Consider the following 17,846-nt stretch of genomic DNA (forward strand, 5'->3'; position numbering starts at 1 on the left):
CTACGGAAGTCAGGGACTTGCTTGAGCGCTTCAATCAAACTGGTCGGCTGCATGGTCAAACAACGAGCAACCCTTTGATTATCATTTTTCTACAGCCAACGAATCAGCCCTGCTTAACAAGGGGGATTTAGGGGGATCTCCACAGGTCAAACAAACTACCAGCAGGTTTCTAGACACACCCTAGCAGTAAAGCGATCGCTTGCCTTTCCCAAGCGCGATCGCTTATAATTTTGCCACCCAAACTATTCCATGTCGCCACCCATGAAGCCCAGAATTCATGTTTGTCTTTCAATCGACATTGAAAACGCCGTCACACTCGATCCGAATAAACCGGAAGAGCTAGAGGAAAACGTTCGGATTCTGTGTGACTTGCTTAATGACCTCAAAGCCTTGCTAATCCGTCAAATCTAATTTGTTCTCCACCATCGCCAAGCGAGATTCTGTTGCGGCAAGCCGAGATTCTAATGTTCTCAGCCGAACTTCCAGCGACGGCTGATCTTCGCTGAGGTAGTAGCGGATGGCATCGTTGACGATTGCTGTAATCGATCGACTCGTTGTGTTGCTGTAAGCCTCTAGCAATGCCCAAACATCATCGTCATACCGAATGGTGCGTTTCTCGCGTGCCATAACTCCTGTTGCCTACGACAGAGCGATCGTACCTCACAGCGATTCACCGCTTAGAGATTCGATTTCTGATTGGCGCTGTTTTTGGCAGTTGGCGATCGTGCTAATCCAACTTCAAAGCATTAACAGGCACTTCATCCCAGGTGGAAACCGTGCGGAGTCGAGCGATCCAGCCGATCGCCTTTTGCTGCTCAGTCAGATTTTGCTGAAACGATTCGTGACATTCTTGCGCCTGAGTTTGGTCGCAGCAGGCAATGCAGGACGAAATAATACCGGACGGATCAATCTGCTCATTCACCCAAATTGTTTTCATAACGGCCTCGATCGACGCTTCATTTTACTAATCTTGTAGCGGACGAAATGCCGCAATGCAAGCAGTTTTTCACGAATCGTCAAGCGATCCCGCAAGCTGCTTCAGCGCATCACCACCGAAACTACATAATCGCCACTCCTCCATCACGATCGCGCCAACGCGCTGGTACAGCCGCAGCGCATCGTGATTCCACGTGCGGACGCCCCACTCGACTCGTCCAAAGCTGCGATCGATCGCTTGCCGCGCCACCGCTGCGATCAACGCCGTTCCCAATCCACGCCCGCGAAACTGCGGCTTGACAAACAAATCTTCAATGTAGAGTCCGGGCTGCGTCAAAAAGGTGGAATAGCTGGTGAAATACAGCGCCAGTCCTGCAATTTCGCCGTCTTGCTCGATCACGATCGCTTCGGCAAACGCTTGATCCCCAAATAAATCTGCCTCTAGAACCTCTGACTGTCCATTAAATACGCTGCCATCGGCTTCGATGTTGGCGCGAATCAAGTCGTAAACAGCCTGAATATCCGCAGAAGTTGCAAGTCGGGCAGGACTCGATCGTGGCGTCCCGGAACGGGATTGATCCCCAAGCTGCTGCAAGGCATCACCTGTTAATCGACAGATTCGCATGTTCTCAACGATGTTGGCTCCGATCCGCTCGTAGAACTGGATTGCAGGCGTGTTCCAATCGAGTACTGACCAGTTGAGGCGATTCCACTGGCGATCGATCGCCTGCTTCGCCAATGTCGCCAGCAGCGCTCTTCCCACGCCCTGTCCGCGTGCACGCGGCTGGACAAACAGATCTTCGAGGTAAATTCCCGGTCGCAAAATCGTGGTTGAATAGCTACAGAAATACAAGGCAAAGCCAACGGGATCGCCTGCAATTTCAGCAACTAGCGCTTCAATGCAGGGCTGATCCCCAAACAGATGCTTGTCGAGCGCGATCGTGCTTCCCGTCACTTCATGTCGCAACTTTTCGTAGTCGGCAAGGGCGCAAATCTGCTCAAAAATAATCGAAACATCTGCGGGCGTGGCCGATCGAATCGCTACCGAAGCTGTCATTAGAAATGGAAAAAATGCTGCCTCGTTAGTATAGCGATCGACTACCCGCAGCGCTTATTTCAGCCAGCCTTTCAGCCGTGCCGCCACTTGGGGACGCCGCAGCTTCCGCATTGCCTTGGTTTGAATTTGGCGGACGCGCTCCCGCGAAAGGTTGAACAGACCACCGACCTCTTCGAGCGTGTGCGGTTCTCCGGTGGTCAGGCCATAGCGCAGCGAGATGATGTCTTTTTCGCGCTCAGTCAGCACATCGCCCAGCACGCTGTAGATTTCCTGGCGCATCATTGTTTCGCTCATCTGCGCTTCCGGTGACTGCGTGCTGCTGTCTTCCAGCAGTTCCATCAGTTCCGTATCTTCCCCCTTGCCGACGCGATGATTGAGCGAGAGCGATCGCCTACGCACCTGCTGCAAGTTCCGCAACTGATCGGGTGTGATCTCCAGGGCGGCGGCCAGTTCTGCCTCGTTCGGATTGCGGTTAAGTTCTTTTCGCAAATCACGATGCGCTTTCTTGAGCTTGTTCAGCTTTTCAACGATGTGAATCGGCAGGCGAATGGTGCGAGCATCGTTCGCGATCGTCCGCGTGATCCCCTGGCGAATCCACCAGTACGCATAGGTCGAGAACTTGTAGCCTTTGTCGGGATCAAACTTTTCTGTAGCGCGATTCAGCCCCAGTGCGCCTTCTTGAATCAAATCTAGGAACGGAACGCCGCGATTCAGGTAGCGCTTGGCGATCGACACAACCAGCCGCAGATTCGATCGAATCATTTTGCGCTTCGCCGTTCGACTGCGATAAAGCTTGTGTTCAAGCTGCCGCTCGGTCAGGTCGAGGTGAGCAGCGATTTCGGCTTTGCTGGCGGGGTGGCCGAGTTCTTCGCTCAGGCGCTCGCGCAACTGCTCAATTTCGCTCAAAAACTGGACACGCTTAGCCAGTTCGATTTCTTCGCTTGGCTTCAGCAGCGGGTAGCGAGCCATTTCTTTAAAGAACGCGCCTACTGCATCGTCTGAAACGGTTTTGCGATAGCCCGGAGCCGCTTCTGAAAAAATTGCTTCTGTCCCGTCTGCTTCGGGATCGCTAAATATATCGAGCGCCCCATCCAGCGCGTCGTTCAAAAGAGCAACGCCGTCCGCTGCATCCGCACCAAACAGTGCTTCCTCGGTGTTGAGCGAATCGATCGGGTCAGTAGAAACGTCGGCTTGAGATTTTTGATTAAACAGGGCTGTCATAAGAGAACGGCTATCCTACTTGCAAGGTTGGGGTTTGTGCGTTTGAAAAGAAAAATGTGAATGCTAAAGATTCTATAAAATAAAATCCAAAATTGCTTTCTTTCAAAATGGAGAGATTAGTGCAAATCGCAACTGCAAAAATCAATTTCAAACGGTCGAGCGATCGCCCGCAACTTAACTGAGAATTGAGCAGCACGCGCTTTCAAAAGCAACTGCAAAAATGACTTTCTATTAAGTTACTAAAATTTTGACTTCTCGCTGTTGTCCTCACTACCAAACGCGATAAACTCAACAAAATCAAGGTTTTGACAGGTCTCCAGCCCGACTGAGAGCGATCGTGAAGTTTCGTTTTTACCAGCCTAATCGGGATAACGGCACACGATCGCGACCAAAGAGAGTGCAGGCAATTCTTTTTTACAGCAGCCTGGGTCGTCATGTTGCCCAATAGAGCACCTGCTGATCAATTCGCAATTACGAAAGACCAACAACCGCTTTCAACGCTGATAGCCTCCCATATTTGCAGTGAAAAGCAGCTCTACCAATGGGCAGAAAATTAGAAAAAGAATTGTGTTTTCTTCACTACAGTTTGTCAGCTCTACCAATTGATAGATCTATCTTGAAAGCGCCAAATTTCTAGAATCTTTAATATTTTCTTTCGTCACCTGCTGAAAGAAAGCATTTCCATTAAAGCTGGGTGGTTCGCGGCAAGCTCTTGTCTTGGCACATTGCGATCGCCCTAGCAGATCTTCCGAATCCGTTTCAGCAACGACTGGTTTAGACTAGGTGAGCAATCGCTGCCGCTGGCCTGTTTTGCTGCATGAAAAACCTCGAAACGATCGACTACCCGCTGCTAAAAGCTGCTTCTGGACTGCATCTGGCAGAGGCCACCGCTTCCCACTGGGAACAGCGTTACGTCGAGGTACTCGTAGACTGTCCTGGAGCGCAAGACCTCTACACCTATGCGCTTCCTGCCGATCTCAATGTGCAGCCTGGAGATATTTTGAGCGTGCCGTTTGGCTCGCAGCAAGTTGGTGGCATTGCGATTCGCCTGCTCGATCGTCGAACGGGTGACGTTGATCCCCATTCCATCCGACCTGTCGAAGATGTTGTCACTCAAGGATTTTTTCCCGCTCAATTTTGGCAACTGCTTCAGCGCGTTGCCGACTACTACCACACCCCCTTAATGTCTGTCGTGCGCGTTGCCCTGCCGCCCGGACTGCTGGGTCGATCGCAACGTCGCATTCGCCTCAAGCTTGACCTGCCACCACTCGATACCGCCCTGCTGCATCCCGCCGCCCTGCAACTGCTGAATTTGTTGCAGCAGCAAAAAAGCCATGATTACGCTTGGCAGTATTTGCAGCGCCAGATTCGATCGGCCAATCGCGGTTTACGACAACTCTTGCAGCTTGGCTGGGTCGAAAGCTATCTGGAACCACCCGCCACCGTTCGTCCAAAGCAGCGGCAGGCCGTCATTCTCGTTGGCTCAACCACTCAAGCGGGACTGAGTGCCCGTCAGCAAGAAGTCCTCGAAGTGCTGAGGCGGCGCGGCGGCGATATGTGGCTGCAAGAACTGCTTCAGGTTTGCAACGCCAGTTCTTCGATCGTCAAAACCCTGGCGCAAAAAGGCTGCGTCGTCCTGCAACAGCGTGAAGTGCTGCGGGCAGACATGAGCGCCCTGCAAGCCAGCGATCGCCCTCAAACGCTCACTCCTGCTCAATCCGCCGCCTTAGACGCCATTCAGTCTAAACCTGGCTATCGCCAAATTCTGCTGCATGGCGTGACGGGATCAGGCAAAACCGAAGTTTATTTGCAGGCGATCGCGCCCCTCCTGGCACAAGGCCAATCTGCCCTCGTTCTGGTTCCCGAAATTGGCCTGACGCCGCAACTCACCGATCGCTTCCGTGCCCGCTTTGGCGAATCCGTCCGCGTCTACCACAGTGCCTTGTCGGACGGCGAACGCTACGACACTTGGCGGCAAATGCTGAGCGGGATGCCGCAGGTAATCATTGGAACGCGATCGGCTATCTTCGCGCCTTTGCCTCGGCTTGGTCTGATCGTCCTAGACGAAGAGCATGACGGCAGCTTTAAGCAAGACCAGCCCGCACCTTGCTATCATGCTCGCACTGTTGCCCAGTGGCGAGCCGAACTTGCCGACTGTCCGCTAATCCTGGGATCGGCCACGCCCGCACTCGAAACCTGGGCAAGTATGCAGTCAACCGAGCCGCCGACGCTTTACCTTTCGCTTCCCGATCGCGTCCAAGCTCGTCCGCTGCCTGCTGTGGAAGTGGTAGACATGCGCCAAGAGCTTCAGCAGGGCAATCGATCGATCTTCAGCCGCTCGCTTCAGGAGGCGATCGAAAATCTCAACGGTCAGCAGGGATTGCTGTTCATCCATCGGCGCGGCCACAGCACCTTTGTTTCCTGCCGCAGTTGTGGAACCGTGATGCAGTGTTCGCACTGCGACGTTTCGCTGGCTTATCATCAGGTGCAGATTGGCGGCAGCGAACTGTTGCGGTGTCACTACTGCGGCTATACGCGATCGCAGCCCAACCACTGCCCCGAATGCCAATCTCCCTATCTCAAGCACTTTGGCAGCGGAACGCAGCGCGTCATGCAGGCGATCGTCTCTCAGTTCCCCAACCTCCGCGCCATTCGCTTCGACAGCGACACGACCCGCACCAAAGGCGCACATCGAACTTTGCTGACGCGCTTTGCTCGTGGTGAAGCCGATCTGCTGGTCGGAACGCAAATGCTCACAAAAGGAATCGACCTGCCGCAGGTGACGCTGGTGGGCGTGGTTGCTGCTGACGGACTGCTGCACATGGCCGACTATCGCGCCGGAGAACGCGCGTTGCAAACGCTGATTCAGGTGGCAGGCCGAGCCGGACGCGGCGACGATCCCGGTCGCGTCATTTTGCAGACCTATTCGCCCGACCATCCCGTCATTGCGGCAGTTCAGCGACATGAATATGAGCCGTTTGCCCAGGCAGAATTGCAGCAGCGATCGCTGCTCAGCTACCCGCCCTATGGTCGTTTGATTCTGCTGCGTTTGAGTAGTCCGGATGCTTTTGCCGTTCGTCAAACGGCTGAACAGCTTGCTGAGGAACTGCGATCGATTGCTGATACCGACATCCTTGGTCCTGCTCCGGCTGCGATCGCACGAGTTGCTCGTCGCTATCGCTGGCAAATTTTGGTGAAAACGACGCTCGATGCAAAGACGGACTGGCTGGATCTAGCGGAATTGCGATCGCGCTGTCCGGCTACGGTGAGCTTGACGATCGACGTTGATCCGCTCAATTTGCTGTAAACAAAAAGCTGGAGCCATCACCCGATGACTCCAGCCTTAATTAAAGCAATGGAAACTAAGCGTTTTGGTTTTTCTGCCGCTGGACTCGCCGCTTCTGGCGACGCTGCAATGAAGCAATCACGGCTTTATCAATCGGAAATCCTGCAACGGGAATCACCTGGAATTTGCGATCGGTTTCAAGCTTCTTCAGCTCGGTGTAGTCTACCCAGTGGATGCAGTCCACCGGACAGGTATCGATCGCTTCCTGAATAATTTCTTCTGAATCGCCATCTTGCCGCAGAACGCGCGATCGCCCGTAGTCCGGTTCGATGTAGAACGTATTGCGGGCAACATGAGCGCAGTGCTTGCAGCCAATACAGACGATTTCATCGACGTAAACGCCCTTTTGTCGCACCATGCCGCCGAGTTCAGGCTCGAAGCCTGTGCGATCGCCAGCATCACGCCAAATGCCGCCCAATTCAGGCGCAAAGTGAGCAGAATCGTGAGGATCAATCATGTTGCAACCCCCAATCCATCATCCGCTCTAAGCGCTCCAGCGTTGCAGAACCAGCCGAATTGAGCCGTCTTGATTTTGCTTTTGCTCAGTCAGTTGGAAGCCTTGCTTTTCCGTTTCTTTGACGACGGTGTGGTAGGCGTAGCGCTGCGTCACGCGATTCAGGAAGCCTTCAACCGTCAAGGGCTGCTGCCAGTACTGCAAATCCGCAACGAGTTCGTATTCGCGACCGTTCCAGCTAAAGCCGATGTCATAGCCGTTGTCTTGCTCGATCGCAACTTCGGCTTGGCGCGTCTGTCCGCGATAGCCGCGCACTTCCTGCGGCCCTGCTTTCCATTCCACGCCCAGATCGGTGAGTGCCGACTCCAGCGAGGTTAAGTCTTTGATTTGCGTTTTGATTTGGCTAAAGTGCGACATGGGAGTTTTCTATATTGGGAGGTGAACAAGCGAAAATCCAGCGATCGCCGGATGCATCTACCACTGACTAAACGTTTGCGTTGTCACAGTGGTAGACAAATGATTTTGCTGAGCGAAATACTCAGAAGTTTGCTCCTGGCTCATCACTTGACCGAGTTGCGCCTCGATCGCGGCTGTGACCTCGGCACAGGACGATCCAACGATGCCTGTGACCAGTTCCTGCACCCGACCGTCCGGGTAAATAACAAACTCTAGCGTTTCCATGCTTTCAAAATCTTTGTGATTCTTAATAAAAAGCTTAAGGCAGAAGCCGAGGCTATGGGGTATGGCTTGAGACAGAGTTCCTTCGCTACACCTTGGAGATGATTTTATTAAACTTTCTCAGATGTTTTGAATCCATGCAAGCAAAATCTTAATGAAATTTAGCAGTCGTAAAAGGACAGACTTTAATCGATCGCCCACTGCGCTTAATATTCAGCTTCATCCAGTGGATTGCTCAAAAACTCAAAATCTCCGTCACTTTCTGCGGGTTCAGCCGCTGATTCAGGCAAACTGCTCGCGATGAGCATCTGCTCCACAAACGGCAGACTTGCGCCCTTCAGCCCCCGCTTGACTCGCATCGGCGTTTCAGGGAAAACGACAAACAGCGGAAACGTTTGCTCTGCTCCTTCGCTGAGAACGTGCTGGTGGCGGGGCGGAAGAATCCACTCGTATTCGCGGTTAAGCCACACCTGCGTTTGTCGCCAGCGTCCAAGTAAGTCTGAAAAATCTTCTTCAGGGCGATGGATAAAGACGAAAATTTCAACACCCGTTTTAATCTTCCATTCGGGATCGCACATCAGCAGGCCGATTTCGCAAGGCAGGCGCACTGCTTCGCCAGGATTCACCTGAAGCCGTTCAGCAACCGCTGTTGCCGCGCTGCGGATTCGCACGATCGGCAACGGAATGGAAATCACGCTTTCAAACGGACGCCGCATACTCGGAATCATTTCCAGGTAGGGGCGAAACTGCTTGAGTAGGGCGATCGCACCTTGCGGTTCGCTGTATTCGGCCAGCAGTTCTTCATAGACAAACGGCTGAATCGACATGATTTCAATCGGTAAATTTCAATTGTTGCGACAAAAAGCAGGAGACAAAACTGTTTTTAACTGCAATTATTGCTGATTGTAACAAAGCGAGCTAGCTGAAGAGCTAACTCGCTTCGATCGCGTTTAATTCGGTTTTATTGAATGGCATCCATAACAGAGAACATCGGCAGATACATCGCAACCAGAATCGACCCGACCATGCCGCCCAAAACCACAATCATGATCGGCTCCATGATGCTGGTGAGCGCTTTCACCGCCTGTTCAACTTCATCTTCATAGAAGTCTGCTACCTTCATCAGCATCGTGTCAATTTCTCCGGTTTCTTCGCCAATGCTGATCATTTGAATTGCCATAACCGGAAAGACCTGCTCTTTTTGCAGCGCCAAGCTGATCATGCCTCCGGTTTGCACTTCGCGGCGAGCTTCATCGATCGCATTAGCGATCACCTGGTTTCCCGATGTGTCGCGGACGATTTCCAAAGCCGTTAAGATCGGCACACCCGATCGCGACAGCGAACCAAAGGTACGGCAAAAGCGAGCCGTTGCCGTTTTTTGAATGAGATCGCCAAACAGCGGCATCTTCAGAAAGAAGCGATCCATCGTTTCGCGGCCTGCTCGCGTTTTGTAATACTGGCGATAGGCAAATACCATGATGACAATCAGCAAAATCACGCCGCCAACATACTGCGGCGTCCGCAGAATCTCGCTGATCGTCATCATCAACTGCGTAAACGGCGGCAGTTGAGCGTCAAGCTGGGCGAAAATATCGGCAAAGGTCGGCAGCAGAAAAACGGTCATGCCGATGAACACTGTCACAGCAATGACGCCCACCGCGATCGGATAGGCCATTGCCGATTTAATTTGGTTCTGCAAGCGGGCGATATCTTCAAGCAGCGTAGACAGGCGGTTCATCACTTCGTCTAACACACCGCCCACCTCGCCTGCTTCCACCATTGCCGTGTAGAGGTTGTCAAAGCAGGACGGATGTTTTCGCATGGCGTCGGATAGGTTTGTGCCCTGCTGCACATCCGCGCTAATTTCTTGAAGCGCCTTTTTCAGCTTTGGATTTGGGCACTGGTCAGACAGCACGCCCAAGCCGCGCACCATTGCAACGCCTGCATTGATCAGCACGGCAAACTGACGAGAGAACACTGCTTTGTCTTTGACCGTGACGCTGGCGAACGAGCTTTGCACGTCCTTCAGGTCAATCTTGCTCAGGTTGTCAATCAGGCCGCGATCTTCGGTGAGTTCTTGCACAAACAAGCCGCGCTCGCGCAGCAGCGTTCGCGCTTCGGCAGGACTGTTTGCAGTGACTTTTTGCCTTCTGGGGTTGCCTTTAGCATCCCTGGCGCGAACAACGTAGGTCGTCATGGCGAGTACCCAAATGAAAGAAAATCAATTGCTTAAAGCCTCTGCTGCGAGGGGGCGATTGCACAGAGGCCGTTGACAAAATCTTAGCGAGTGGCAGCCGCACCCGGACGGCGATCGCTCATCACGGGCCCACTGCCGATCAAGCGCTGCAATTCGTCGGGACGCGAGGTTTTTGCCATCGCGGACTCAAACGAGATGACGCCCGCCTTGTAGAGATCGGCCATTACTTTCTCTAGCGTTACCATTCCCAGTTTACCGCCCGTTTGAATGGCCGAATAAATCTGCGAGGTTTTGCCTTCGCGAATCAGGTTGGCGATCGCAGGCGTGACGACCATGATTTCTTGCGCCATCTGCCGACCAAATTCATTGGGTTTCGGGTTCTTCTTGGGAACCAGCGTTTGACTGAAGACGGCAACCAGCGAGTTAGAGAGCTGGACGCGCACCTGCTGCTGACGCTCAGCCGGAAACACGTCGATCATCCGGTCAACCGTTTGGGCGGCAGAACTCGTGTGCAGCGTTGCGAAGACCAAGTGTCCGGTTTCTGCGGCAGAAATCGCCAGCGAAATCGTTTCCAGGTCGCGCATTTCCCCGACCAGAATGATGTCTGGGTCTTCTCGCAAAGCGGCGCGGAGCGCGTTGGCAAAGCTCTTGGTGTCTTCGCCAAGCTGTCGCTGGTGGATCAAGCTTTTGATCGGTTCGTAGACGAATTCGATCGGATCTTCGATCGTCAGAATATGCTCGGCTCTCGTCCGGTTGATCAAGTCAATCATCGCGGCCAGAGTTGTCGTTTTACCCGATCCGGTCGGTCCGGTAACGAGAATCAAGCCTCTGGGCTTTTCGGACATTTCGCGCACCACGTCGGGTAGGCCGAGCTTGTCGAAGTTGGGAATTTTAGAACTAAGTGCCCGCAAACAGGCAGCATAGGTTCCGCGATCTTTGTAGACGTTGACGCGGAAGCGAGCTAGCCCTTTAACGCCGTAGGAGCAGTCTAATTCCCAGTTTTGCTCTAGATTTTTGCGCTGCGTGTTGTTGAGCATACTGAAGATCAAGCGCTGGCACTGCTCAGAGGTCAGCGGTTCATCTCCGATCGGTGTTAGATGTCCACTGAGGCGAAAATACGGCGGCAATCCGGCGGAAAGGTGCAGGTCAGAGCCGCCCATTTCGATCAGTTGCTCCATCAAGTCTTCGATCATCATTTCCATGTGGTCTGCTCCTTGGGGTTCGATCGCGGGTTGGGAAAATCAAAAAATGGCTGATCGCAAGGTTGCCCCTTTTGGGAACGGTTGCGATCGCCTGTGTACAAATTAATCGTGGAAGCGCGGCGTCATGCAGTAGGGGCAGTCGAACCAGTCTTGCTGAAGTTCAGCCGTGCAAGTGCGGCACGACAGCGAACTTTTTCGCTTGGCTTTCAGTTCTGCTTCCAATCCGGTATCAGTGAACGTCACTCGTTCGACTTCTTCCAAGGTGGTTGCGCCTTCACGCACCAGATTCAAGCTGTAGGCCAACAGCGTCACCATGCCTTCTTCGACCGCGACTTCTTTAATCCGCTCGGTCGGTGCGCCCTCGGTGATCAGCGTTTGCAGCGGCTCGGTAATCCGCATCACTTCATACACCCCGCAGCGTCCTTTGTAGCCAATGCCGCTGCAAGTGGGGCAAAGCTCGTTGACTTCTTTCGCCGCCTGCGTTTCTTCGAGGGTGAGCGTGTTGGCGCGGTAGAAGGTGACATCCGCTTCGCCCGATGCGGACATTCCGAAGCGAGCGAGTTCTTCAGGCGTGGGAATGTAAGGAATCCGGCAGGTCGAGCAAACGCGCCGCATCAAGCGCTGTGCCAAAACGCCGATCAGCGAACTCGACACCATGAACGGCTCGATGCCCATTTCGTCAAGACGAGCGATCGCGCTTGCAGCATCGTTCGTGTGCAGCGTGGTTAACACCAAGTGTCCGGTCAACGCGGCTTCGATCGCGGTCTTGGCTGTTTCCTTGTCGCGCGTTTCACCCACCAGAATCACGTCCGGGTCTTGCCGGAGAAACGCCCGCAAGATCAAGGCAAAGTCCACACCTTTTTCGCGGATCACCTGCACCTGTGTGAGGCCAGGAAGCGAATATTCGATCGGGTCTTCTGCCGTGCTGATGTTCAATCCTGGATCGTTGCGTTCAGCCAGGGCGGAATACAACGTCGTTGTTTTACCAGAACCAGTTGGCCCCGTGACCAAGATCAAACCAAAGGGACGCGCCACCATGTCTTGCACAACCTGGAGCGTTTCAGGATTCGTGATCAGTTTGTCGAGTCCAAGCTGTGTGGCGGAGTTGTCGAGAATCCGCAGTACCACCTTTTCGCCGTAGCGACTGGGCAAGGTGCTGACGCGAAAGTCAACTTTGCGACTGTTAAAAATCCGGCGAATCCGGCCATCTTGGGGCAGCCGCCGCTCGGCAATGTCGAGGTTGGCAATCACCTTGAAGCGAGCCGTCACTGCGGGCGTGATCTTTTTGGGGAGGCGATCGAACGCTTCACGCAGCACGCCGTCTTTACGAAAGCGGATGCGTAAAAATTCTTCTTGCGGCTCGATGTGAATATCTGAAATGCCTTCTTGCAGCGCTTTCACCATCACCTTGTTGACCAGAGCGATGATTGGCGCGGCTTCGGCATCTTCCAGGGCAGTATCCAGGTTAGCTTCGAGGTCTTCGACGTCTTCGGCCAGTTCTAGATAGCCCAAGCCTTCAAGATCGCCTCGGACATCCACCTTGGCCTGAAAATCAAGCTGCTTTTGGCGTTCGACCTGCTCGTCGAGGTAGGTGGAAATGATGCGCTGGAAGTCTTCAGCCGTGATTACCATCCGCTGAAGGGCAAGCCCTTGGGGACGCAAAATCCGATTGAGGTCATCTTGGGCGGCGAGATCGTCCGGATCAACCATTGCGATCAAGACAGAGGGCGGATCTTCGCTGCGCGAAAGCGGCACGAGTCGATAGCGGCGGCACAGATCAACCGGGATTAACGTGTCAATGAGCTGGCTGACCTGACTGGCTGAAATTTGGCTAATTTCCGGGTCGAGCGATTCCACGCCGTAGAGAATTTTTAGCTCGAATAGCTGCTGCTTTTTGTACTGCCGCAGCAGATCGGGTGGAAGGGCTTGACCTGTGATCAGTTCGAGAATTTCGGTGAGCGGCTTACCGGATTTACGGCTATCGACTAGCGCTTGCTGCATTTGCTCGTTGTTGACATATCCCGACTGCACCAGCTTGTTGCTGAATGGGGAAAAGTTGTGCTGAACGATCAAAGCGCGTCTTTGAGAAGAGTTAGCCATAACGGATGCAGGGGTTGTCCTTTTGTCGGTGGGTAGTGATCGCTGTTTGAGGGTAGCCGTTATCAGATGAAATGAGGCCAGAGCAATCGCGGAGTTGATCAATTGCCTGCTAGCAACTGCAAGAGCAAGGGCGATCGCCCCTCTTCCAGCTTGGCCGAGCGCCACTTTATACTTTCCCTAATGAAAGCTAAAAATTGCACATCGAAATGGCGCGGCTAGATCACCAGCCCTAGTTGAAAGCTTTAAGGAAAATGAGTGCATGGTGTCGGGGAAAAGGATTGTGTCGGTACTGTTCCAGGACGCTGCGATCGCGCCTGTCTCGGCCTAAACCCAAGTTGATGCGAAGTCGCCTTTACAGATGATATCCTCTCGATCGCAATCGCAGCCCCGTAAAAGCACTTTCAGCAATCGAATTTTACTGAAAGTCAGTTCGGAGCTTGGCTTTCAGTAGCAATGAGTACAAAACTGGCTCAAATCAACGTTGACCTTAGCTTGTCCAAGCGGGATGCGCCATCAGCGCGGCGATCGTGCGGACGCCGCGAAGCTGATTGGACAGCGGCAAATGTCCGCGAGGGGCAGACAAATTCCAGGTAAATTCTTGCGGATAGCGCGTCCAGGTGTTGCCCGATCGCCAGCCGATTTTGTCCCAAACCAAATCCCAATTTTTTCCAGTGCTCAGCCAGATTTCGCGCTGAACGGAAAAGCCGAATTTGCCTTCGGAGTGGAGCCGCCACAGCGCATCGATCGTCTGCAAATCGACGGTTGGAAAACGTTCAACTTCGGTGAAATACAGCCACTTGCGCTGAACAGCGGCAGATCCGGCCAGCTCACACATTTTTTGCAGCGTCAGGCGATCGGCAGCCTCAAACTCCTGTTGAGCAAGCAACTGTTGCAGCGGCCAGTAGTCCACGTTGCGATCGCTGTTGAGCGGCACGACGCCTTGGGGAAAATGAGTTTGCAAAAAGGCGATCGTTTCGGGTTGATTCGCTGCAAACAAAACTTGATAGGCTTTTCCAGCCGCCAAATCGATCGAACCGCGCCGCTCTAGCAGAAAGGCTTGCAGTGCGTCGAATCCCTCACGGCCAGCGGCAGCAAGTTCGTCAATGAGCCGGAGTTGATCTTTTGCAGATGCGGAAGTGAGCGATCGAAAATCGAGCATGGTGTTTTGGCGCAAAGCAGGTCAACGAAACAACCTTGCTGCCGACCCTGCAAGTCAACAGCAATCGCAGCGCAAAAACGCCACACTCTATCTACTTTAGCGGCATCGTGCTTACGATCGTGCGGCAAGAATGCGATCAACAATGCCCGATGTGGAACTGGGAATTTCGATCGACACCAATTCCACCTGTCCGCCGTACTGGTGAACGATCGCCGCTTCCGGCAAAGTCGCAATTTGATAGTCACCGCCTTTGACGTAGATATCCGGTTGCAGAGCGGCAATTAATTCGCTAGCGGTTTTCTGCGGAAAAATCACGACGCCATCAACGGCTTTGAGCGCAGCAAGCACCTCGGCTCGCTGGTCTTCCGGCACGATCGGACGCGGCGGCATTCCCATCGGAACAGGTTTAATGGAGCGGACAGAAGCGTCGCTGTTGAGTCCCACAATTAGCGATCGCCCCAGCAGTTTTGCCGCATTCAGGTAGCGCACATGTCCAGCATGAAGCAGGTCAAAGCAGCCATTGGTGAACACAAGCGGACGCCAGCGATCGGGATGGGCGGCGATCGCGTCTTGTAGTTCTTCTAAACCATAAACGCCAGCAATCATCAGGTTTCCTGCATATTTTCAATCACTTCAGGCGGCGGACGATGGCCGCGCTCAAACGCATAGCGAATCAGTTGCGATCGATTTTCCAGTTGCAGCTTGCCCAAAATGTTGCTCAGATGCGTTTGCACAGTGCGCGGACTGACGAAAAGGCGATCGCCAATTTGCTTGTTGGTGAACCCCTGAATCACTTCCCAAAACACTTTTTCTTCAGCAGGCGTCAGCGGCAGCGGATTGGGAGCGGTGACGGGCGCTTCGGCTGCCGCAGTCGGACGCTGCATCAGGCGAATAATTTCGGTGTGGATGCGGCGCGATCGCTCTAGCTGGGCTTCGATTTTGGCAACGAGTTCGCGCGGCTCAAACGGCTTGACAAGATAGTCGTCTGCGCCCATCTTGTGACCCTGGACGCGATCGTCCACTTCTCGGCGGCTCGACAGAAAAATAAACGGCACAAGCTGACCCGATCGCGTTGCTCTGAGGCGGCGACAAAACTCTAGCCCGTCCATCTCCGGCATCAGCACATCCGAAACCACCAGATCCGGCGTATCCTGCTCAAACACTGCCAACCCTTCAACGCCACTGCTGGCATCTTGAACCGCATAGCCACGATTTTCCAAGTAGCGCGTCAGGGCAGTTCTTAAGGTGATGTCATCATCGACAATCAAAATCTTTTTCATCTTGTCACCCGCTTGTCATCTGCCAATTAAAGGAACCCTTGTTCCTGTGAACCGTAGACCCAGTAAGATGACTCTGACTAGGATGGCGTGACCGCATTCGATCGCTAGACTCGCAACGATTGCCACAAGCTAGCTTGTCACGCCGCAATCGCAATCCAACCTGCGACATCGAGTTTTCCCAATTTTAAAGGGATTCGTTCATGATTTGGCGATCGACCCTGCGACGATTCACTTTCCGCTATGCATTCGCACAGCAATCCGTCATGCTAGACGTGTGAAATTTCAGTTAGGAGCAGGGAATGACTTCAGCAGATGCCGTGAAATTGATGAAGCAGCAGGTCGGCAAAGCCGCCGCCGATCGCGTGCAGTCCGGGTCGATCGTCGGACTCGGAACCGGATCAACCACCGCATTCACGATTCAGTTTTTGGGCGATCGCCTCAAGTCTGGTGAACTCAAAGACATCAAAGGCGTGCCCACTTCATTTCAAGCCTCTGTCCTTGCCAAACAGTACGGCATTCCGCTGACGACGCTGGACGAAATCGATCGCATCCACATCGCGATCGACGGAGCCGACGAAGTTGACCCGCAAAAAAATCTGATCAAAGGCGGCGGTGCAGCCCACACTCGCGAAAAAATCATCGATTCACTCGCCGATGAATTCATCGTCGTTGTTGATAGCTCGAAGCTGGTCGATCGCCTCGGCTCTACTTTTCCGCTGCCCGTCGAAGTGCTGCCGCTGGCGGTTGCTCCCGTGACGCGAGCGATCGAGCAGCTTGGCGGCAAACCAGAACTGCGGATGGGCGTCAAAAAAGATGGTCCCGTGATTACCGACCAAGGCTTGATGGTGCTGGACGTGGATTTTGGGGCGATCGACAATCCGGCAGAACTCGAAAAAACGCTCAACAACATTCCTGGCGTTCTCGAAAACGGCTTGTTCATTGGTGTGGCGGATGTGGTGCTGATCGGCGAAATTCAAAACGACCAGCCGATCGTGCGGGAAATGTAGCGGTTTGCATTGTAGGGGCAGGGCACGCCGTGCCCCTAGCGCATTTGTCGCCGCCGCAGTTGCCGACTTACATACAGAAACGCATCACGCCGCAAATATGGATAGTCGCTGACCCACAAATTGTGGTCGGGCAGGTAAATGTCTGAGAGTTTGGAGATGCGGCTGAGGTCTTCCCGGTTGGACATCACGATCATCTCGGCAATGTCGCCGCGCCGAATCACCTTGTGCGATCGCACCAGCGGCACTTGCGTTTGAGTGGTGAAGCCGCTTTCGTCTCCCACTTCCAAATTCAGGCAGCGTTCTCGGTTCTCGACAATCACCAGATCGCCTTTGCTGTTGACGGTTTCTTCTTTGCCGATCAGTTCTTCGGTGACATACACATCCAGCACTTCGCCCTGCCAAAAACCACCATATTGATACTTACGGCATTCGGCGTTGCGGCGGCTGGCGCGATAGGCAGGCTCCCACAGCCAGTAGAGTCCGGCAATCAGACCCAAGCCAAACGTGATGATCGCGAAGCTTTCGCCCAAAACCAATTCAATGATGACGGCGATCACGATCGCAATCACCGAAACTAGCAATCGCTGCAAAAAGTCGCGGGGTTTGCCCCAGCAGTAGCGATATTGTTCGCCCGTACCCACTGGCGGAATTATCTCTTCAAATTTTTTGCGCGTCAGAGGAATGAGCATCGATTCATCACAGCAGGCGATTATGTTCGAGCCTAGCATTTTCGGGTAAAGGCTGCGACGACGGCACATCCTGCCGATCGCTGAGCATCGATCGAATCGTTTGGAGTTCGGTCAGAATCGATCGCAGCAATTCCTGTGTCACCGTTGCTACAGGCTCTTGCACCTGAATCGTCACGGGCTTGATCCCCAGCACGTCGCGAGCAAATCGGGCGACTTCGTTGGGATGAAACAGCAAAACGGCATCTTTGTCGGTACGCAGTTCAGGGTTGAGCCGCTGCGGATCGTAAGGCGGATTGAGCGAATCGGGCGACGTGTTGGCATAACGATAAACCGAAGCTCTAGAGCGATTCAGCACTTTCTGGACAGCTTCGATCGACAGCAACCCTTGGTAATTGTCGGTTTGAACGTCAATCATAATCTCATCATGCTCAAATTGAGACTCAACAATATCATAGCTAGCCTCGATCGCAGCACGAGCATCAGAAAATATTGACTAACCCAATGAAAATGCAATCTGCAA

General features: G+C 53.5%; 19 protein-coding genes. 3 read left to right on the forward strand and 16 right to left on the reverse strand.

Annotated elements, in window-relative coordinates; translation table 11 throughout:
• Window positions 1–261: 261 nt before the first annotated feature.
• On the forward strand, window positions 262–411 hold the full coding sequence (locus tag H6F67_RS21345) for a hypothetical protein (protein WP_190768669.1): 150 nt from the start codon (window positions 262–264) through the stop codon (window positions 409–411).
• On the opposite strand, the gene H6F67_RS21350 is transcribed toward H6F67_RS21345, so the two are convergent.
• The 4 genes from H6F67_RS21350 to H6F67_RS21365 all read right to left on the reverse strand — a co-directional run bounded on the left by H6F67_RS21350 (window position 394) and on the right by H6F67_RS21365 (window position 3,214).
• Window positions 394–627 (reverse strand): hypothetical protein, encoded by a 234-nt coding sequence (locus H6F67_RS21350; protein WP_190768670.1) that lies wholly within the window; start codon window positions 625–627, stop codon window positions 394–396. The two genes, H6F67_RS21345 and H6F67_RS21350, sit on opposite strands and share 18 nt — an antisense overlap.
• A 100-nt stretch (window positions 628–727) precedes the next feature.
• Window positions 728–937, reverse strand: a complete 210-nt coding sequence (locus H6F67_RS21355) for a glycogen debranching protein (protein WP_190768671.1) — start codon at window positions 935–937, stop codon at window positions 728–730.
• A gap of 69 nt (window positions 938–1,006) precedes the next feature.
• A complete protein-coding gene (locus H6F67_RS28390; RefSeq protein WP_190768672.1) occupies window positions 1,007–1,993 on the reverse strand; it encodes a GNAT family N-acetyltransferase in 987 nt (328 codons plus the stop codon).
• Between the two features lie 54 nt (window positions 1,994–2,047).
• Complete coding sequence (locus H6F67_RS21365) at window positions 2,048–3,214, reverse strand: RpoD/SigA family RNA polymerase sigma factor (RefSeq protein ID WP_190768673.1); 1,167 nt, start codon at window positions 3,212–3,214, stop codon at window positions 2,048–2,050.
• A gap of 817 nt (window positions 3,215–4,031) precedes the next feature.
• Between H6F67_RS21365 and priA the strand changes: the two genes are divergently transcribed.
• Window positions 4,032–6,521 (forward strand): primosomal protein N', encoded by a 2,490-nt coding sequence (gene priA / locus H6F67_RS21370; protein ID WP_190768674.1) that lies wholly within the window; start codon window positions 4,032–4,034, stop codon window positions 6,519–6,521.
• A 55-nt stretch (window positions 6,522–6,576) separates the two neighbouring features.
• Here priA and H6F67_RS21375 read toward each other — a convergent pair whose 3' ends face one another.
• The 10 genes from H6F67_RS21375 to H6F67_RS21420 all read right to left on the reverse strand — a co-directional run bounded on the left by H6F67_RS21375 (window position 6,577) and on the right by H6F67_RS21420 (window position 15,630).
• Entirely contained in the window at window positions 6,577–7,017 is a 441-nt protein-coding gene (locus tag H6F67_RS21375) for a ferredoxin (protein WP_190768675.1), read from the reverse strand.
• Window positions 7,018–7,044: 27 nt separating this feature from the next.
• On the reverse strand, window positions 7,045–7,431 hold the full coding sequence (locus H6F67_RS21380) for a DUF1257 domain-containing protein (RefSeq protein WP_190768676.1): 387 nt from the start codon (window positions 7,429–7,431) through the stop codon (window positions 7,045–7,047).
• A 57-nt stretch (window positions 7,432–7,488) separates the two neighbouring features.
• Entirely contained in the window at window positions 7,489–7,695 is a 207-nt protein-coding gene (locus H6F67_RS21385) for a DUF2997 domain-containing protein (RefSeq protein ID WP_190768677.1), read from the reverse strand.
• A 203-nt stretch (window positions 7,696–7,898) separates the two neighbouring features.
• A complete protein-coding gene (locus H6F67_RS21390) occupies window positions 7,899–8,519 on the reverse strand; it encodes a hypothetical protein (protein ID WP_199304560.1) in 621 nt (206 codons plus the stop codon).
• A gap of 134 nt (window positions 8,520–8,653) precedes the next feature.
• Window positions 8,654–9,889, reverse strand: a complete 1,236-nt coding sequence (locus H6F67_RS21395) for a type II secretion system F family protein (protein ID WP_190768678.1) — start codon at window positions 9,887–9,889, stop codon at window positions 8,654–8,656.
• A gap of 83 nt (window positions 9,890–9,972) precedes the next feature.
• Window positions 9,973–11,091 (reverse strand): type IV pilus twitching motility protein PilT, encoded by a 1,119-nt coding sequence (locus tag H6F67_RS21400; RefSeq protein WP_190768679.1) that lies wholly within the window; start codon window positions 11,089–11,091, stop codon window positions 9,973–9,975.
• Window positions 11,092–11,193: 102 nt separating this feature from the next.
• On the reverse strand, window positions 11,194–13,191 hold the full coding sequence (locus tag H6F67_RS21405; RefSeq protein WP_190768680.1) for a GspE/PulE family protein: 1,998 nt from the start codon (window positions 13,189–13,191) through the stop codon (window positions 11,194–11,196).
• Window positions 13,192–13,678: 487 nt separating this feature from the next.
• Complete coding sequence (locus H6F67_RS21410; RefSeq protein WP_190768681.1) at window positions 13,679–14,350, reverse strand: GUN4 domain-containing protein; 672 nt, start codon at window positions 14,348–14,350, stop codon at window positions 13,679–13,681.
• A 111-nt stretch (window positions 14,351–14,461) separates the two neighbouring features.
• A complete protein-coding gene (locus tag H6F67_RS21415) occupies window positions 14,462–14,956 on the reverse strand; it encodes an adenylyltransferase/cytidyltransferase family protein (RefSeq protein ID WP_190768682.1) in 495 nt (164 codons plus the stop codon).
• Window positions 14,956–15,630 carry a response regulator transcription factor gene (locus H6F67_RS21420; RefSeq protein ID WP_190768683.1) on the reverse strand — a complete coding sequence of 225 codons (675 nt, stop codon included), beginning with the start codon at window positions 15,628–15,630 and terminating at the stop codon, window positions 14,956–14,958. The genes H6F67_RS21415 and H6F67_RS21420 overlap by 1 nt, the downstream gene beginning before the upstream one ends.
• A 299-nt stretch (window positions 15,631–15,929) precedes the next feature.
• Here H6F67_RS21420 and rpiA point away from each other — a divergent pair, with 299 nt between their 5' ends.
• Window positions 15,930–16,637, forward strand: coding sequence for a ribose-5-phosphate isomerase RpiA (gene rpiA / locus H6F67_RS21425; protein ID WP_190768684.1), 708 nt, complete (start codon window positions 15,930–15,932; stop codon window positions 16,635–16,637).
• A gap of 35 nt (window positions 16,638–16,672) precedes the next feature.
• Here the strand turns inward: rpiA and H6F67_RS21430 are convergent, their stop codons facing one another.
• Together H6F67_RS21430 and H6F67_RS21435 are read right to left on the reverse strand one after the other, a co-directional pair.
• The gene (locus tag H6F67_RS21430) at window positions 16,673–17,326 is read right to left on the reverse strand and encodes a phosphate ABC transporter permease (RefSeq protein ID WP_190768685.1); all 654 of its coding nucleotides are present in this window, start codon (window positions 17,324–17,326) and stop codon (window positions 16,673–16,675) included.
• A gap of 7 nt (window positions 17,327–17,333) precedes the next feature.
• A complete protein-coding gene (locus H6F67_RS21435) occupies window positions 17,334–17,741 on the reverse strand; it encodes a resolvase (RefSeq protein WP_206753928.1) in 408 nt (135 codons plus the stop codon).
• Between the last annotated feature and the right edge of the window lie 105 nt (window positions 17,742–17,846).

This window comes from Microcoleus sp. FACHB-1515, from assembly GCF_014696105.1.
Lineage (GTDB): Bacteria > Cyanobacteriota > Cyanobacteriia > Elainellales > Elainellaceae > JAAUTJ01.

Bases quoted from the DNA above. Each gene is read 5' to 3' on its own strand.
- H6F67_RS21350 (WP_190768670.1), bottom strand. From the start codon at position 627: ATGGCACGCGAGAAACGCACCATTCGGTATGACGATGATGTTTGGGCA.
- H6F67_RS21430 (WP_190768685.1), bottom strand. From the start codon at position 17,326: ATGCTCATTCCTCTGACGCGCAAAAAATTTGAAGAGATAATTCCGCCA.
- H6F67_RS21375 (WP_190768675.1), bottom strand. From the start codon at position 7,017: ATGATTGATCCTCACGATTCTGCTCACTTTGCGCCTGAATTGGGCGGC.
- H6F67_RS21415 (WP_190768682.1), bottom strand. From the start codon at position 14,956: ATGATTGCTGGCGTTTATGGTTTAGAAGAACTACAAGACGCGATCGCC.
- H6F67_RS21390 (WP_199304560.1), bottom strand. From the start codon at position 8,519: ATGTCGATTCAGCCGTTTGTCTATGAAGAACTGCTGGCCGAATACAGC.
- rpiA (WP_190768684.1), top strand. From the start codon at position 15,930: ATGACTTCAGCAGATGCCGTGAAATTGATGAAGCAGCAGGTCGGCAAA.
- H6F67_RS28390 (WP_190768672.1), bottom strand. From the start codon at position 1,993: ATGACAGCTTCGGTAGCGATTCGATCGGCCACGCCCGCAGATGTTTCG.
- H6F67_RS21435 (WP_206753928.1), bottom strand. From the start codon at position 17,741: ATGATTGACGTTCAAACCGACAATTACCAAGGGTTGCTGTCGATCGAA.
- H6F67_RS21385 (WP_190768677.1), bottom strand. From the start codon at position 7,695: ATGGAAACGCTAGAGTTTGTTATTTACCCGGACGGTCGGGTGCAGGAA.
- H6F67_RS21380 (WP_190768676.1), bottom strand. From the start codon at position 7,431: ATGTCGCACTTTAGCCAAATCAAAACGCAAATCAAAGACTTAACCTCG.
- H6F67_RS21395 (WP_190768678.1), bottom strand. From the start codon at position 9,889: ATGACGACCTACGTTGTTCGCGCCAGGGATGCTAAAGGCAACCCCAGA.
- H6F67_RS21410 (WP_190768681.1), bottom strand. From the start codon at position 14,350: ATGCTCGATTTTCGATCGCTCACTTCCGCATCTGCAAAAGATCAACTC.
- H6F67_RS21355 (WP_190768671.1), bottom strand. From the start codon at position 937: ATGAAAACAATTTGGGTGAATGAGCAGATTGATCCGTCCGGTATTATT.
- H6F67_RS21405 (WP_190768680.1), bottom strand. From the start codon at position 13,191: ATGGCTAACTCTTCTCAAAGACGCGCTTTGATCGTTCAGCACAACTTT.
- H6F67_RS21400 (WP_190768679.1), bottom strand. From the start codon at position 11,091: ATGGAAATGATGATCGAAGACTTGATGGAGCAACTGATCGAAATGGGC.
- H6F67_RS21420 (WP_190768683.1), bottom strand. From the start codon at position 15,630: ATGAAAAAGATTTTGATTGTCGATGATGACATCACCTTAAGAACTGCC.
- H6F67_RS21365 (WP_190768673.1), bottom strand. From the start codon at position 3,214: ATGACAGCCCTGTTTAATCAAAAATCTCAAGCCGACGTTTCTACTGAC.
- priA (WP_190768674.1), top strand. From the start codon at position 4,032: ATGAAAAACCTCGAAACGATCGACTACCCGCTGCTAAAAGCTGCTTCT.
- H6F67_RS21345 (WP_190768669.1), top strand. From the start codon at position 262: ATGAAGCCCAGAATTCATGTTTGTCTTTCAATCGACATTGAAAACGCC.